This is a genomic window from Aldersonia sp. NBC_00410, assembly GCF_026342035.1.
In the GTDB taxonomy this organism is placed as follows: Bacteria; Actinomycetota; Actinomycetes; order Mycobacteriales; family Mycobacteriaceae; genus Aldersonia.
In genome coordinates this window covers 454,126-469,729 of record NZ_JAPENM010000002.1, presented here as the reverse complement: position 1 = coordinate 469,729, position 15,604 = coordinate 454,126, and the positions used below count along the sequence as shown (strand labels likewise).

Sequence of the window (15,604 nt, the reverse complement as noted above, 5' to 3'; positions counted from 1 at the left end):
CTAGCCTGCCGCGGCGCAGTCGCGGCAGGTGCCGAAGATCTCCACGGTGTGACTCACGTTGGCGAAGCCGTGCGAGTCGGCGACCGTCTCGGCCCACCTTTCGACGGTGGGCCCCTCGACCTCGACGGTGTATCCGCAGTCACGGCACACGAGGTGATGATGATGTCCGGACGAGCAGCGTCGGTACACCGACTCGCCGGTGTCGGTACGCAACACGTCGATCGTGCCCGCCTCGGCCAGCGTCTGCAGGGTGCGGTAGACAGTGGTCAGCCCGATGTTGTCGCCGCGGCGGCGCAACTCGTCGTGCAAATCCTGCGCGGAGCGGAACTCGTCGATCTCGTCGAGCAGGGCGGAGATGGCACTGCGCTGCCGGGTGCTGCGCACGCCGATCGCCGCGGTCTCAGAGCGCGGTGGCATCGGTCATTCCCTCCTGGGCGTGCGCGAGCGCGTCGAGCACGATCCGCGCGAGGTGATCGTCGACGAGCTCGTAGAGCACCTCGCGTCCGGTCCGCTCGCCACGGACCACACCGGCCGACTTGAGCACACGCAGGTGCTGACTGATCAGCGGCTGCGGTACGCCGAGCGCGCCCACGAGTTCGTGCACGCACCGGCCGGACTGCAACAGCTGCAGCACGATCGCAATGCGGACCGGCGCGGCGAGGGCGCGCAGCAGCTCACCCGCTGCATCCAGGGTCGCCTTCGGGACCGGCGCGGCAGCGCCGAGTGCGTCGAATGGACCTGCGGTGGACCGCGCGAGGGAGACGTGGGCGGCATCCGTGCTGGGCACCCGAACCTCCTTATTGCAAATCACTTCCATTTTGATATGCACGTTCATGCATGTCAAACGACGCCGCGCAGGGCACCGCGCCAGGGCGCGAATCGGTCCTGGCACGCCCCCGATAGGCTTGGCGGGACCCACCCCGCCCATTCACGCCAGATTGCGAGCCCCCGAAGTGGCACCCAAGTCCAAGGTCGACACCGTCGCGAACCTCGCCAAGCGCCGAGGATTGGTCTACCCCTGCGGTGAGATCTACGGCGGTACCAAGTCGGCATGGGACTACGGCCCGCTCGGTGTGGAACTCAAGGACAACATCAAGAAGCAGTGGTGGCGCGCCATGGTCACCGGCCGCGACGACGTCGTCGGTCTCGACTCGTCGGTAATTCTGCCCCGCGAGGTGTGGGTCGCCTCCGGGCACGTGGGCGTCTTCAACGATCCGCTCGTGGAGTGCCTGAACTGCCACAAGCGGCACCGGCAGGACCACCTGCAGGAGGCGTACGCGGAGAAGAAGGGCATCGACAACCCCGACGACGTCGCGATGGACGTCGTCGCCTGTCCCGATTGCGGCACCGTTGGTCGGTGGACCGAGCCGCGCGACTTCAACATGATGCTCAAGACCCACCTCGGTCCGATCGAAACCGAAGAGGGCCTGCACTATCTGCGCCCGGAGACGGCCCAGGGCATCTTCGTCAACTTCGCCAACGTGATGACCACCGCCCGCAAGAAGCCGCCGTTCGGTATCGGCCAGATCGGCAAAAGCTTCCGCAACGAGATCACGCCGGGCAACTTCATCTTCCGCACCCGCGAGTTCGAGCAGATGGAGATGGAGTTCTTTGTCAAACCCGGCGAAGACGAGCAGTGGCACCAGTACTGGATCGACACCCGCCTGGCCTGGTACACCGACCTCGGCATCGACCCGGAGAACCTGCGCCTGTTCGAACACCCGCTGGACAAGCTGTCGCACTACTCCAAGCGGACCGTCGACATCGAATACCGCTTCGGGTTCCAGGGCAGCGAATGGGGTGAGCTCGAAGGCGTCGCCAACCGCACCGATTTCGACCTGTCCACGCACGCCAAGCATTCCGGTGCCGAGCTCAGCTACTTCGACCAGAACACCGGTGAGCGCTACACCCCGTATGTCATCGAGCCCGCGGCCGGCCTGACCCGCTCGCTGATGGCGTTCCTGGTCGACGCCTACGCCGAGGACGAGGCGCCGAACGCGAAGGGCGGCATCGACAAGCGGACGGTGCTGCGCCTGGACCGCCGGCTCGCGCCGGTGAAGGCCGCGGTGTTGCCGCTGTCGCGCAACGCCGACCTCACGCCCAAGGCGAAGGACCTGGCGGCCGCGCTGCGGCGGAACTGGAATGTCGATTTCGACGACGCGGGGGCGATCGGCCGGCGGTACCGCAGGCAGGACGAGATCGGCACGCCGTTCTGCATCACGGTCGATTTCGACACCCTCGAGGATCAGGCGGTGACGGTCCGCGAGCGCGATTCCATGGCGCAGGAGCGCATTTCGCTCGATCGGGTGGAGGGTTACCTCGCGCAGCACCTGATCGGCTCGTGACTCAGCGCTGGTAGCGCAACACGAAGATCCGGAACTCCCGGTCGCCGGCGAGGTCGGCTTCCATCCGGTACCCGGGCCAATAGGCAACGGCACGTTCCCACGCCTGCTCGCGTGCACTGCCGGAGAGCAGTTCCGGAATTGCCTGGTAGTCGGTTCCGTTGCGGCGCACCGCAACCGAATCGGCGGCGAGCAGGTTCGCCGACCAGCCGGGGTGCTTGGCGCGGCCGAAGTTGGACCCGATCACCAGATCGCCCTCGGGTTCCGGCACGCACAGCAGCGACGTGGTGCGCGGGAGACCGGATTTGCGGCCGAGGACGGTGAGCTGAACCGACGGCACCCGCGCCAGGTCCAGGACGCCCCACCGCGATCGGGTCAACCGGCGGACGGTTTGTTCGAGCCAGATGATTGCCGGCGAGAAACGCATCAGCCACCGTCGCGCGGCAAGATAACGGGCGAAGCGGGGGAGGAGGCCCATCAGAATCGCCCCCCGCCGCCGATGCGTCGCGAACTACCTGCGCCGCCGAATGATCCGGGGCTGCCCATCCGCGCGTGGCCGCCACTGCCGTACCGCCTGCCGGGGCTGCCGCCGGCGAACCCGCCGCGCAGAATGCTGTCGATCAGGACGCCGCCGAGCACCGCGCCGACGTCGGGTCCGCCACCGACCGGCTGTCTGCTGCTTTCCCAGTGCTCGACGTCGGCCTGCGCAGACAGCAGCGCGCGGGATCCGAGTTCGGTTGCGGCCCGCGCATGTTCGAGCGCCTCCTCGGGCTCCGTGGCGGCCAGGCGGCGAGCCTCGTCGAGGCGGCGCTGTCCCTCGGCGAGGCGAGTTCGCGCCTGGGCGTTGACCGCGCCGCGTCGGGTCGAGATGAAATCGGTGGCCGCAGCGATCTGCGACGCTGCGGCGCCGACGGTCTGGTCGAGTTGGCGCTGCACCCGCGCCGCAGCCCGGGCGCGGTCCTGCGCAGTCGCGATCGCCCGGTCGAGTTCGACATCGGCGCGCAGCAGCTGCGAGTACACCCCGAGCGGGTTGCCCTCGCAACTTGTTTCGGCCCTGGCCAGCGCCGACTCCGCGCTCACCCGGCTCTGCGCGAGCCCGGTGTCGCCGTTCGTTTCGCCGGTGGCAAGTGCTTTGGCGGTCGCGATTTCCGCACGCACCTCGTCGATCAACGCCGGGAGCGCGGCGATCGCACCGCGAATGCTCTGCGCGGCATTGTCGACGGCGTCGAGGAGTTCCCCCGCGTGCGCGACGGCGGCCTCCGCCGCGCGGATCGCACCGACCGCCGCCCCCTGCTTGCCCGGCGGCAGCGCGATGGCGGTGCGCCCGTCGGCGACGGAGCGTTCGGCGAAATCGCACTGATCGCGCGCCATCGCGGTGTTGCCCAGGACGGGTTCGAGCACACTGGCCGGGAACTGCGTGGCCAACTCGGCCAGTTCGCTTTCCGAGGCGGGGATGCGGACAGTCACCTCGACGATCCGCTGGGTGAGCGCGTCGAGCCGCGCGGGGGCGTCGATGAGCAGGTCGCGCATCCCGTCGAATTCCGCCACCCGCTCGTCGAGTTCGCGATCGGCACGCGCACAATTGTTGATCAGTTCGACGAGGAGGTCACGCTGCTGTTCGAGCGGATCGGGTATCGCATCGTCGAGCTGCTGACGGATCGTAAAGGCATGGGCCAGTGCAGTTTTCGCGTTCGTGAGTGCGGTGTCGAACACCCGCACGGCGTCGTCGCCGAATTCGCCGCGGGCGAGTTCGAGTTCCTCGGAACTGGTGCGCACGGCGTTGTCCATCTCGACCAGCACCTCCCGGGACCGCTCGTGCAGCATCGGGATGGGTAGCGCGGCCAGTGCATCGGTGTCGAGCGGGTCAACGGTGCGCGCGGCCGTCGCGTCGGCCTCGGCAGTCGCTTTTCTGCGCCGCCGCAGGAAAACGACCACCCCGCCGGCCGCCACGACGACGACGCCAAGTGCGACAAGGACGCCGGCCACGGGCACCCCGCCCCCGGAGGCCGAGTGCAGCGCGTCGGATATCCCCGTGGCGGTCGCGATGCTCGCGCCGGCCCAGTCTTCCTCGCGCAGGGCGGGTTCGATTGCGTTGGTGCGCAGATCGGACCACTCGGACTCGGATACTGCCGACATGGCCTTCGGTGCGGACAGGTAGTACGAGCCGTCGACGGTCGCGACGGCGAGCAGCACGTCGCTGTTGCCCAGTGAACTGTCCTGCGCGGTTTGTTCGGCCCATTGCTGTTCGCCGAGTCCGTCGAAGTCGGCCACGAAGGCCACCCACAGCCGGACGTGATCGCTATCGTAGAGCGCGTCGATTGCGTCCTGAACTTCCGCGTGCTGATCGTCATTGAGTGCTTCGACGTCGTCGCTGATCTGCGCCGGGAGCCGGTACGGTGCCTCAGCGACAGCGATCGGTGCCAGGCCGAGCAGTGCGACTCCCAACAGAATAGCGATCACTATCTGTCGCACAGCGATGCGGGCGGCGTGAGGCATCACACGAATCTATAAGGGTGTCGAGCACGCCGGGACACGCCGGTCACGGGTGCCGCCCACTCGGGCTGGCAGACTTGGGGGGTGACGTACGCACCGGAGCGCGATCGCGAGCGCTACCACCCCGAGCCGAACAGGCGCGGGGTGGGTTCGTCGATCCTGCGCTGGCTGGGTCGACTGATGCTCGGTGCCGTCCTGGTCGCGCTGTTGATCGTCGGCGGCACGGCGGTACGGGTATGGCAGGTGGCCCGCATCGACGACCACTCGACGGCCGACGCCATCGTGGTGCTCGGCGCCGCGCAGTACTCGGGCACCCCGTCGTCGGTCTTCGAGGCCCGGCTCGAGCAGGCCGCGAGCCTGTACCGCGAAGGTGTGGCGCCGACCGTCATTACGGTCGGCGGAAAACAGATCGGCGATGAATACACCGAGGCCGCATCGGGCAAGAACTACCTCACCGACGAGGGCATCCCTGCCGACGACATCATCGCCGTCGAACAGGGAGCGGACACACTGGGCAGCATCGAGGCGGTGCACGACGAGATGGCCGCACGCAACCTGTCCTCCGCCGTCCTCGTCAGCGATCCGTGGCATTCGCTGCGGACCCGCACCATGGCTCGCGACGCCGGGATCGAGGCCTGGACGGCGCCGACCCGGCAGGGGCCGGCGGTATTCACCCGGGAGTCGCAACTGCACGGCATCGCACGCGAGACAGCGGCGCTGTTGTGGTACCAGATCACGCATTCCTCCGCCGACTTCTCCTACACGGCGGGGCAGTGACCGCGACACCTCCGGACGCCGCGTCGGGCTACGACGAGCACGCGCTGCAGCGCACGGTCGTCGAGACCCGCAAGACCGCAGGACTGCCGCACACCAAGCCGGCGCATCGCTCCGATTTTTCCCGCGACCGCGCGCGCGTGCTGCATTCGGCCGCGTTGCGCAGATTGGCGGACAAGACCCAGGTGATGGGGCCGCGCGACGGTGACACGCCGCGCACCCGGTTGACCCATTCGCTCGAGGTCGCGCAGATCGGACGCAGCATCGCCGACGGGCTCGGCTGCGACCCCGACCTCGTCGACCTCGCCGGGTTGGCGCACGACATCGGGCACCCGCCCTACGGACACAACGGGGAGAAGGCGCTCGACGATTTCGCCGACGCCCACGGCGGCTTCGAGGGCAACGCGCAGAACCTTCGCATCCTCACCCGGCTCGAACCGAAGATCCTCGATGCGGACGGCTGCAGCGTCGGCCTGAATCTGACCAGGGCCGCACTCGACGCGACGATCAAGTACCCCTGGCCACGTCCACCGACGGGTGGGAAGTTCGGTGCCTACTCCGACGACCTCGACACCCTCGCCTGGGTCCGCGACAGTGCGCCCGAACGGCGCCAATGCCTCGAGTCGCAGGTGATGGACTGGGCCGATGACGTCGCCTACTCGGTGCACGACGTCGAGGACGGCGTGATCGCGGGTCGTATCGACCTGCGCGCCCTTGGCGATCCGGCCGAGCAGTCCGCCCTCGCCGAAATGGGCGCGCGCGAGCACCGCGGACTGACCAGCGACGACTTGATCGACGCCGCCCGTCGACTATCCGTGCTGCCGGTGGTCACGGGGGTGCCTACCTATGACGGCACGGTCGCCGCCTCGGTCGCGCTCAAACGGCTGACCAGCGAACTCGTCGGCAGATTCGCCACCGCGGCGATCACCGGCACCATCGACTCGGCCGGCTCGGCGCCGCTGTCCCGATTCGCTGCCGATCTGGTGGTGCCGCCGGTCGTTCGCGCCGAGGTCGCGCTGCTGAAAACCGTCGCGCTGCGTTATGTCATGTCCGATGAGGGCCACAAGAACCGGCAGTGGGAGCAGCGGGAGCGGATTACCGCGGTGGCGAAGGCGCTGCTCGCCGCCGCGCCGCTCGGCCTCGATCCGTGGCTGCTGCCGGCGTGGACGGAGGCGGCCGACGACAACGCGCGGGTTCGGGTGGTGATGGACCAGATCGCCTCCTACACCGAGAGCCGGCTCGAGCAGGTCGCTGCCGCACGGGCCTGAGCTACGGCTGGTCGCCGCCGAGCGTGCGCAACATCTGCATGAGCGACGGCGTCAGTCGCGCAAGGTCGTCCGCATCGATGAGGTCCGCGAGCATTCGATCGACCTCGGTGATCGCATCTCGGCCCACCCGGAGTAGGCGCGCGCCCTCCTCGGTGACGAACAGTTGTGCCGTACGGCCCCGCCCGGAATCGGTCGTCCTGGCAACGGCGCCGCGATCTTCGAGTTTCGTCAGGGTCGACTGCATGCTCTGTGGCGTCACCGATGCGCGACGCGCCAGCTCGCTGTAGGAGATCCCGGCGTCGCGGGACAGGTGGCCCAGTGCCGACATGTGCCGCATCGAAATCCCCTCCGCCTTCAGCGAGGCCTCGACATGCTCGCGGATTCGTCGGCCCACGGTCATCACGAGGAATGCCGCACTCGGTGGCGGGGCCCCGGCGGGACTGACGCCGCCGCTCGTACCGGCCTTCCGGCTCGCTTTCGTGTCTTTTCCCACGTCCTCGTCCACCAGATTGACAACCCCTCTCCGTCAGTTTCAGACTAACTGAAACTAATCGTCGACTCGACGGACGAAAGAGACTCGGGATGAAAGTCCGGCACTACCTGCATCAGGCTCCGTCGGTCACCGCTGGGGAGGCGATTCGCCTGGCCCGTGAGGGCGCATTGATCATCGATGTGCGCCGACAGTTCGAGTGGAACCGCAACCACATCCCCGGGTCGCTTCATGTCCCCCTCGAAGAACTGTCGCGGCGATGCGAGGACCTGCCCGAGGATCGTCTGTTGATCACCTTCTGCACCGGGGGTCTGCGATCGTATGGCGCCGCGAACATGCTCATCGATTACGGCTTCGATGCCAAGAACATGTCGAAGGGGCTGGTCGACTGGCGCGCTGCCGGGGGTGCGCTGGAGGGCTCCGCGCACACCACGTGATCTACGCCCGGTGCGCAGACGCCGGTGGGCCGCGCCGTCGCGAGGTCGGCGTTCGCGTGCCCGCACGGGCGACCCCGCCGGCGGCGCTAGACTCGCTGCCGTGGCCGGCCGAATTCCCGATCGAGACATCGCGGCCATTCGCGAACGCACCAACATCGAAGACATCGTCGGCGAGTACGTCTCGCTGCGCCGGGCCGGCGCCGATTCCATGAAGGGGCTTTGCCCCTTTCACGACGAGAAGTCACCGTCGTTTCACGTCCGGCCCAACCACGGACACTTCCATTGCTTCGGGTGCGGCGAGGGCGGCGACGTCTACAGCTTCCTGCAGAAGATCGACCACATCAGCTTCGTCGAGGCCGTCGAGCAACTCGCCGATCGGCTCGGATACCAGATCTCCTACGAGGGCGGCGGCACCTCGGTGCAGCGCGACCGCGGCACCCGCGGTCGGCTCGTCGCCGCGAACGCAGCGGCGCAGGAGTACTACGCGGCGCAATTGCGCGAACCCGAGGCGGAAACCGCGCGCCGGTACCTGACCGAACGCAACTTCGATTCGGCCGCAGCCGCGCAGTTCGGCTGCGGTTACGCCCCCGCGGGCTGGGATACGCTGACAAAACACCTGTTGCGCAAGGGGTTCGAGTTCAAGGAACTCGAGGCCGCGGGCTTGGCCAAACAAGGCAAACGCGGTCCGATCGACCGCTTCCATCGCCGACTGCTGTGGCCCATCCGCAATCTCGCCGGTGACGTGATCGGCTTCGGCGCGCGCAAACTGTTCGACGACGACACCATGCCCGGCAAGTACGTCAACACGCCGGAAACCATGCTGTACAAGAAGTCCGGCGTGCTGTTCGGTCTCGACCTGGCCAAGCGGGACATCGCGAAAGGTCATCAGGCGGTAGTCGTCGAGGGTTACACCGATGTGATGGCGATGCATCTCGCGGGTGTGAAGACCGCGGTCGCGTCCTGCGGGACCGCGTTCGGCGAGGAGCACATGTCGGTGCTTCGGCGGCTGCTGATGGACGACAACTTCTGGCGTGGTGAGATCATCTACACCTTCGACGGTGACGCGGCCGGTCAGGCAGCGGCGCTGAAAGCCTTTGCCGGAGACCAGAAGCTGGCCGGGCAGACCTATATCGCGGTGGCCGCCGACGGGCAGGACCCGTGCGAACTGCGCCAGAACTCGGGCGATGCCGCCCTGCGTGATCTCGTGGCGCGTCGCGTGCCGCTGTTCGAGTTCGTGATCAAGGGCCTGCTTGCCGAGTACGACCTGGACACCGCGGAGGGGCAGGTCGAATCGCTGCGACGGGCGGTGCCGGTCGTGGCGCAGATCAAGGACGACGCGTTGCGCAAGGCCTATGCGACGCGCCTGGCCGGTTGGGTCGGCTGGGACGACATCCCGCAGGTGATCCGTCGGGTGGGGGAGGAAGCGCGCCGCGGCGGTGTCGCCGCCGACCGGCCGACGCGCCGGCGCTCGTCGCCCACGCCTGCGACACGTCCCAATCCCGGTGATCCGACGCTCAAGCCGCAGCGCAATGCGCTCACGGCGGCCTTGCAGTACCCGGCGATCGCGGGCACGGTCTTCGACTCCCTGCCCCCGGAATCGTTCACCCACCCGGCGTATTCGGCGGTGCGACAGGCGATCGCGGCCGCGGGCGGCACCTCCGCCGGGCTCGGCGGTGCCGACTGGGTGAGCAGCGTTGCGGACCAGACCGCCGATCTCACGCTGCGCTCGCTCGTGCACGAACTCTCGGTCGACCCGCTGCCGATCGCGTCCGAGGGGACCGTGCCGCGCTACATCACCGGCGTGCTGGCGCGGTTGCAGGAAGTGTGGGTGGGCCGACAGGTGGCCGAGCTCAAGTCCAAGCTGCAGCGGATCTCACCGGCCGACGAACCCGACGAGTACCACAACCTGTTCGGGGATCTGGTCGCGCTCGAGCAGTACCGGCGCAGCTTGCTCGAGCAGGCGCTGGGCAACAACAGCGACGACGACTTCGCGGTCGGCTGATCCCGAAGCTACTGAGACTCAGCCGCGCAGCTGCTCGTACGGAACGAAGACCGTGGTGCGCTCGTCGATCGGCTCCATCGGCTCCAGCTTCGGCTGCGTGCTCAGCGTGTCCGAGAGCTTCTGCCGACCGGCACTGACGATCTTCTTGGTGACCGGACTGCCCGCGACAGAACGCGCGGTGGCGCTGATCTGCTCGTAGCGGCGCCGGCCTGCCTTCGCGCCGAGCACATAGCCGGCAGCAACACCGATCAGCAACCGCAACATGAACGAGCTCCTCCCGACGACGACCGTCTCCATCCTGCCTGACCCGTCGTCGTCGTGTCGATTTGCCTGGCCCGATGACGTCGCCGGGCGGCGATTTGGGGGAGGTTCAGACGATGCGCTAAAGTCTGTCTCCGGCCCGATCGCTCGCGGAAGGGTCGAGAACGGTCCCCTGTAGCTCAATTGGCAGAGCATTCGACTGTTAATCGAACGGTTGCTGGTTCGAGTCCAGCCGGGGGAGCAAAACGCCCTCTGACCTGCGCAAACGCGGGTCAGGGGGCGCTTCTTTGGTCGATTCACGGTTTCTGGTTCGAGGCCGGCGGGGGAGTGAATGCCCTGTGAGCTGGCCCGACTCCGCAGAGGGTGTCGATTCGGGGCTGAAGCGTGCCGAAGGTCAGAACGGGCGGCCGGCCCCTGCTCGGGGCCGGCTTTCCCTTGTTGCGAGCCCGCGATCCGCCCAGGCTCCTTCACTAGGCCTGCCGAGAACTAGACGGCGCCTCTCTGTGTCAAGCCGGACCCCGCAGCGCCGGGTTTATGGTGGAGATTGGCGGGTCCGGGAAGTGACTTGATCCGAAGTGCCGGTGTGCGGGGTGTCAGCCGGTCGCGCAGGACGTGAGAGCCGCCCCCGAGTGTCCTCACGGGCCTGCCGCCGGCGTGGCGGCCGAGTCGCGGAGAAGCTGCCGGTAGACGATGTCGGAGAGCCGTCTCTTCAGGCAGCGCAAGGCTTCCTTGTGACTCTTTCCGGTGGCGCGTTTGCGTTGGTAGTACTCGCGGCCAGGCGTGGCTCGACCGATTTGGGTGATGGCCATGGTGTGCAGGCAACAGTTCAGTTGCCGGTCTCCTGCGCGGGAGAGCCGGTGGCGGACGACGTCGCCGGAGGACGCTTCGATGGGTGCGGTTCCGGTGTAGCTGGCGAACGCGGCGGCGGAGCGGAACCGGTGGATCGAGCCGACGCGGGCGAGGATCTTGCCGGCGGTGAGCGTCCCGATCCCGCACAACTGGGTCAGTGAGCTCCCGGACTCGGCGACCGCGGTCTCGATGTCGCTGGCGGCCTTGGCGATCCGTCGATCCAGTTGCCGCACCTCGGCAACCAGATCGACTGCGAGGCTGCGCAGGGTTTTGCCGGTGACGTCGCGGGGACGGACCCTTCGCAGCATGTCGGCGGCGTGGTCGGCGGTCAGGCCGCGGGGTGCGCCGGCGGGGATCAGGTGGGTGAGTACGACGTGGAGCCGGTTGACGGTTTGGGTGCGAGTCTTGACCAGATCATCGCGGTGCTCGACGACGGCGCGCAGCGCGGTGACCGTGGCATCGATGTGGGCGGTGCTCAGCGCGTGTGCGGTCAAGGCGGCGATCCCGACCGACACTGCGTCGGCGTCGTCGTTCTTGCGGCCGTGTCCGGTGGAGAGCAGCCGCACCCGCGCGGCCAACTTCGCGGGGACATCGACCACGTCCACACAGTCCGGCACACGGATGGTGGCCAAGGTCCGCAGCGACGCGTCGACCGCGGCTGCGGTCCACGATGCCTTGTGCGGATCAACGGAGATCATCACCTGACTTCTGGAATCCTCGAGCACTTGCGCCATTACCCACTCCTCGACTCGGTTCGATTCGGTAGCGAGGAGGGCACACCAACTTTCGGCTTTGCAGGCCTCTCTTCAGCCACTCTCGCCGGGCGGCACCGACCGGCACGCAGGCCGTCTAGGAGCCAACCCCACAGCGGGGCGGCAGGTATGGGGCGAGCGATCGATCCGGTCGGCGCCTAGGAGATCATGGCTGCAGACCGCGATCCCCTGTAGGAAATTGAACAAGTTGGTATGGGTGACCGCTGGCCGTGAGTCGGGGGTTGCGGGCCGGGGCCTCGCTCACAACATTCGTGGGTTACCGGGCAGGGCCGCCTGCCCGGTCTTTCCGACATTTGTGGGAGGCCCCGGTGTTTACAGAGCGTACGAGCGTTGGGCTCGACGTGCACGCACGTTCGGTCGCGGCAGCGGCGATCGACGGTGTCACGGGCGAGTACTTTCAGGCGAAATTGACCCCGGCCCACGATCACATCCGGTCCTGGTTGTCCGGGCTGCCGGGCCCGGTCGCGGTGGCGTATGAGGCCGGACCGACCGGTTTCGGCCTGTATCGGGCGCTGACCGCGGCCGGTGTGCGGTGCGAGGTCGCGGCACCGTCGAAACTGCAGAAACCTTCGGGGGACCGGGTCAAGACCGACGCCCGCGATGCGGTGCACCTGGCGCGGTTGCTGCGCCTGGACGAGATCACCGCGGTGTCGATCCCGACGGTCGATCAGGAAGCGGCGCGGGATCTGGTGCGGGCACGGGAAGACTGCCGTGGTGACCTGATGCGGGCGCGGCATCGGCTCTCGAAGCTGCTGTTGCGCCATGGCATCGTCTACTACGGTGGCGCCGCCTGGACCGGTGCCCACGATCGGTGGCTGCGCAGCGAAGCAGCCCCGCAGTTGAGCCTGCCGGCGACCCGGATGGCCTTCGATGCCGATTACGAGCACGTACTGACGATGCAGGCCCGCCGCCGGCGCCTGGACATCGCGATCGAAGAGATGGCCACCGGCAGCGAGTTCACCCCGGTCGTACGCCGGGTGTCGTGCCTGCGCGGGGTGAGCACGTTGACCGGGTTCGCGTTGGCCGTCGAGATCGGTGACTGGCATCGGTTCACCGGCAACACGATCGGGTCGTTCGTCGGTTTGGTTCCCTCGGAGTACTCGTCGGGTTCGGCGCGAGTGCAGGGCCCGATCACCAAGACCGGGAACACCCACGCACGGCGACTGCTGGTCGAAGCGGCCTGGCATCACCGGCCGCAGTACCGCGTCGGGGCGGTGATGCGGCAGCGGTGGGAGCAGGCACCAGCGGCCGCCCGCGCCCGCGGCGACGAGGGCAACCGACGCCTGCACAGCCGGTGGGTCGGTTTCCTGCACCGCCGCAAGCGTCCGGTGGTGGCGAACGTGGCGATCGCCCGCGAGTTGGCCGGATGGTGCTGGTCGCTGGCGGTAATGAACGACTGATCGCTCCCTGTTCTGCTTCCTTCCCGAGTTGGTGGTGGCAGCGCGTGGACCGACCCGCGAAGCGACTATGAGCAGACCCCCGTGGTCGACGCTCGATTCTAGACACGCGGATACGGTTCAGCCGAAACCCCGTCCTGCGGTACCCAACCCGCGTATATCAGTCTGACCGCGCGTCGCTAACGACACGCTCACCACACAGACTCGCCGAGGAAGCAACGAGGCGCCGTCGGGGTCGCTCCCCGGCGGCGCCTCCTCATGCCCTCTTGACAAACTTCTCTACATATCAGTCGCGAACTGCCGGCATGCCGAAGTCGCGTTGCATGAGCGTCGAGTCGGGCGCCGAGAACCCAAACCTCGCATAGAGCTCGTGTGCGTCGGCGGTATGCAGCATCCACCGGAACTTGGCTCCCGGACCGTCGTCGACCATGCCTTGCACGATCGATGTCCCGAGTCCGAGGCCGCGACAGTGCGGCGCGACGTAGACATCTGCAAGATATGCAATCGCGGCACCATCCGAGAAGGCGCGTGCGAATCCGACCATCGCCCCCAACAGGCGTTCATATGCCGCCACGATCCGCCAGGCACAGTCCAATTGGCGTTCGAACATCTCACGGGTCCGGTACTTGGCCCAGTAGGCACGTTCGGTGAGCTCGGCCCATAGCCAGTCGCGATCGACTCGTGAAAGTTCGGTTCAGTTCAAAGTCCATAGGTGCGCCCTCGCTCAACTGGTCCCCAGATTTCCAGACCCACCGCACATCAGACTGTGGGACGACTTCGGCAACTGGTACACCGTCTTCCTCACCACTGCCTCTAACCTGGTCGGTACCACGTACCAAACCAACTATGGGTTCTACGGAAATCCGCAGGGTCTGAATCTGCCTCGAACCGCCGTCATCTTCGGGTGGCGGCGGTTTCGTGTTCAGGTGGGCGGGTACAGGTATGCGCATGGCCTTATTCGATGCGGCGGGTGTCGCGGGAGTTATCGCGGGACACGGCATGACAGTGGCCTATCGGCAGAACGGCGAGCCGTACATCGAGTGCGGGTGCCTCGGCGCATTCCCCGACCCGAGGACGTGGGGCGCGCACATCGCCCGGGCGATCCGGGAGGCGTAGGACAACAAGCCGGCGTCACCTACCCGCGACGATCACGCCGGCGCGAAGCCCGCAAGGTGGTCGCGGTGGCTGATCGCCCGCAGGAATGTCGCCAGTATCCAGGTCATGAACCGGTCGGGTATCAACGCGGCCGGGCGCAGCGCGGATTCGGCGTGCGACACCTGTAGCGAGGTCAACCACGACACGATCGCGACCTTTCGCCGCCGCATCTTCTCGTATCCGCGCAGCGCCCTGGAAAGATCCTCGGCCGATGTCAGCGCCCTGCGCAGAATCATGGCGTCGAGCAAGGCCTGGTTGGTGCCCTGAGCCAGAGTCGGTGGAATCGTGTGCGCGGCATCACCAAGAAGGGTGAACGGCCCCTGTCCCCATTCGCGGGGAATCGGATGCCGATAGTGCGGAAAGGGCGAGAGATCCAAATCGGCATCGGTCAAGGTCGCGAGGACTCGGTCGGTCGCCTCGGACCACCCACTGAATTGCGCTCGCACCATCTCGATCGGCCGGTCCGGCCGGACGAAATCAGTGGACCACGGCAGATCGAACCACCACTGCAGCTGCGACCCTCCTGCGGGCCAGAGGCCGAGATTTCCGTGCTCACCGATGATGATCGTGGCGTCGTGGTTGTCCGCGACTTCGGGCAATGAGATCAGCCCCTGCCAACTGCACCAGCCGGTCGGCTCCGCTGCTTGGGCGCCGAACATCTCCCGAACCATGGAATGCCGACCGTCCGCGCCGATGACAAGGTCGCCGTCGACGGCGCTGCCGTCCGCGAATTCGACCCGTGCACCCTCGGGCGTCTCGAGCACCCGGACCGCAGGCGAGCCGCATTGGATGCGATCGGTCGGGAAGCCGGCCAGCAGCCGCTCCAGCAGCACTCGACGCGGGACCATCCGGGTGGGGGCGCCGAGCGTGGCCGAGATCGCGGTCACGTCGATCGTCGCGATTGGGCGGCCGCCCGAGGTAACGACCCGCACCGTGGACAGCTGCTCGCCAGCGCCGTCCATGTCGACGCCCAGTTGCCTGAGCACCGTCGCGCCGTTGGACCAAATGGTCACGGCGCCACCGCCGGTCCGTACTTCCGGCATGCGTTCGAAGACGGTGACGTCATGCCCGTCCTGCAGCAGCCCTCGTGCAACCGCGATTCCGCCGACACCAGCGCCGATCACGAGTACCCGCAACGGCGTTACCGGCCGCGCCACCCGCGATGCCTTCGACTTCGATAGCCGCCTGCCGGGATGCATCCCGGTGCTCTTGTCCCGCAACAAATTCGCCATGTGCTGGCTCTCCATTCGGCGCCGACCCGCGCCGCGACGGGCCCGGGTTCTCCGAAATCAGAGTGGGCTCGGCGCGCGCGCGGCGATAGGCACCGCAGGGTGAAAATGGCACACCCTTACCAAACCGATGG

General features: G+C 67.5%; 15 protein-coding genes, 1 tRNA gene and 1 pseudogene. 8 read left to right on the top strand and 9 right to left on the bottom strand.

Annotated elements, in window-relative coordinates; translation table 11 throughout:
* Both OG921_RS05925 and OG921_RS05920 read right to left on the bottom strand, forming a co-directional pair.
* Complete coding sequence (locus OG921_RS05925; RefSeq protein WP_266111424.1) at positions 1-417, bottom strand: Fur family transcriptional regulator; 417 nt, start codon at positions 415-417, stop codon at positions 1-3.
* Positions 401-787, bottom strand: a complete 387-nt coding sequence (locus OG921_RS05920) for a helix-turn-helix transcriptional regulator (protein WP_266111423.1) — start codon at positions 785-787, stop codon at positions 401-403. Before OG921_RS05920 ends, OG921_RS05925 begins: the two co-directional genes overlap by 17 nt.
* A gap of 166 nt (positions 788-953) precedes the next feature.
* Between OG921_RS05920 and OG921_RS05915 the strand changes: the two genes are divergently transcribed.
* Positions 954-2,345: a glycine--tRNA ligase gene (locus OG921_RS05915; RefSeq protein ID WP_266111422.1), complete on the top strand. Its 1,392-nt coding sequence runs from the start codon at positions 954-956 to the stop codon at positions 2,343-2,345.
* Position 2,346: 1 nt separating this feature from the next.
* Here OG921_RS05915 and OG921_RS05910 read toward each other — a convergent pair whose 3' ends face one another.
* Positions 2,347-2,820: a nitroreductase family deazaflavin-dependent oxidoreductase gene (locus tag OG921_RS05910; RefSeq protein ID WP_266111421.1), complete on the bottom strand. Its 474-nt coding sequence runs from the start codon at positions 2,818-2,820 to the stop codon at positions 2,347-2,349.
* The gene (locus tag OG921_RS05905; RefSeq protein ID WP_266111420.1) at positions 2,820-4,838 is read right to left on the bottom strand and encodes a TPM domain-containing protein; all 2,019 of its coding nucleotides are present in this window, start codon (positions 4,836-4,838) and stop codon (positions 2,820-2,822) included. Before OG921_RS05905 ends, OG921_RS05910 begins: the two co-directional genes overlap by 1 nt.
* A gap of 177 nt (positions 4,839-5,015) precedes the next feature.
* On the opposite strand from OG921_RS05905, the gene OG921_RS05900 reads away from it, so the two are divergent.
* Positions 5,016-5,612, top strand: coding sequence for a YdcF family protein (locus OG921_RS05900; RefSeq protein WP_266111637.1), 597 nt, complete (start codon positions 5,016-5,018; stop codon positions 5,610-5,612).
* A complete protein-coding gene (locus OG921_RS05895) occupies positions 5,609-6,877 on the top strand; it encodes a deoxyguanosinetriphosphate triphosphohydrolase (RefSeq protein WP_266111419.1) in 1,269 nt (422 codons plus the stop codon). The genes OG921_RS05900 and OG921_RS05895 overlap by 4 nt, the downstream gene beginning before the upstream one ends.
* Position 6,878: 1 nt before the next feature.
* Here OG921_RS05895 and OG921_RS05890 read toward each other — a convergent pair whose 3' ends face one another.
* Positions 6,879-7,382, bottom strand: a complete 504-nt coding sequence (locus OG921_RS05890) for a MarR family winged helix-turn-helix transcriptional regulator (protein WP_266111418.1) — start codon at positions 7,380-7,382, stop codon at positions 6,879-6,881.
* 77 nt (positions 7,383-7,459) lie between these two features.
* Here OG921_RS05890 and OG921_RS05885 point away from each other — a divergent pair, with 77 nt between their 5' ends.
* Together OG921_RS05885 and dnaG are read left to right on the top strand one after the other, a co-directional pair.
* Complete coding sequence (locus OG921_RS05885) at positions 7,460-7,804, top strand: rhodanese-like domain-containing protein (RefSeq protein WP_266111417.1); 345 nt, start codon at positions 7,460-7,462, stop codon at positions 7,802-7,804.
* Between the two features lie 100 nt (positions 7,805-7,904).
* On the top strand, positions 7,905-9,806 hold the full coding sequence (gene dnaG / locus OG921_RS05880) for a DNA primase (RefSeq protein WP_266111416.1): 1,902 nt from the start codon (positions 7,905-7,907) through the stop codon (positions 9,804-9,806).
* A gap of 18 nt (positions 9,807-9,824) precedes the next feature.
* On the opposite strand, the gene OG921_RS05875 is transcribed toward dnaG, so the two are convergent.
* Entirely contained in the window at positions 9,825-10,070 is a 246-nt protein-coding gene (locus tag OG921_RS05875) for a hypothetical protein (RefSeq protein ID WP_266111415.1), read from the bottom strand.
* A gap of 165 nt (positions 10,071-10,235) precedes the next feature.
* On the opposite strand from OG921_RS05875, the gene OG921_RS05870 reads away from it, so the two are divergent.
* A tRNA-Asn gene (locus OG921_RS05870) sits at positions 10,236-10,308 on the top strand.
* Between the two features lie 394 nt (positions 10,309-10,702).
* Here OG921_RS05870 and OG921_RS05865 read toward each other — a convergent pair.
* Positions 10,703-11,650: a transposase gene (locus OG921_RS05865; RefSeq protein WP_266111414.1), complete on the bottom strand. Its 948-nt coding sequence runs from the start codon at positions 11,648-11,650 to the stop codon at positions 10,703-10,705.
* A gap of 347 nt (positions 11,651-11,997) precedes the next feature.
* Here OG921_RS05865 and OG921_RS05860 point away from each other — a divergent pair, with 347 nt between their 5' ends.
* A complete protein-coding gene (locus OG921_RS05860; RefSeq protein WP_266111413.1) occupies positions 11,998-13,089 on the top strand; it encodes an IS110 family transposase in 1,092 nt (363 codons plus the stop codon).
* 283 nt (positions 13,090-13,372) lie between these two features.
* Here the strand turns inward: OG921_RS05860 and OG921_RS05855 are convergent.
* Positions 13,373-13,738, bottom strand: a pseudogene (locus tag OG921_RS05855) (GNAT family N-acetyltransferase); the annotation flags it as partial.
* 296 nt (positions 13,739-14,034) lie between these two features.
* Between OG921_RS05855 and OG921_RS05850 the strand changes: the two are divergent.
* A complete protein-coding gene (locus OG921_RS05850; protein ID WP_266111412.1) occupies positions 14,035-14,202 on the top strand; it encodes a hypothetical protein in 168 nt (55 codons plus the stop codon).
* Positions 14,203-14,234: 32 nt separating this feature from the next.
* Here the strand turns inward: OG921_RS05850 and OG921_RS05845 are convergent, their stop codons facing one another.
* Positions 14,235-15,440, bottom strand: a complete 1,206-nt coding sequence (locus tag OG921_RS05845) for an NAD(P)/FAD-dependent oxidoreductase (protein WP_266111636.1) — start codon at positions 15,438-15,440, stop codon at positions 14,235-14,237.
* Between the last annotated feature and the right edge of the window lie 164 nt (positions 15,441-15,604).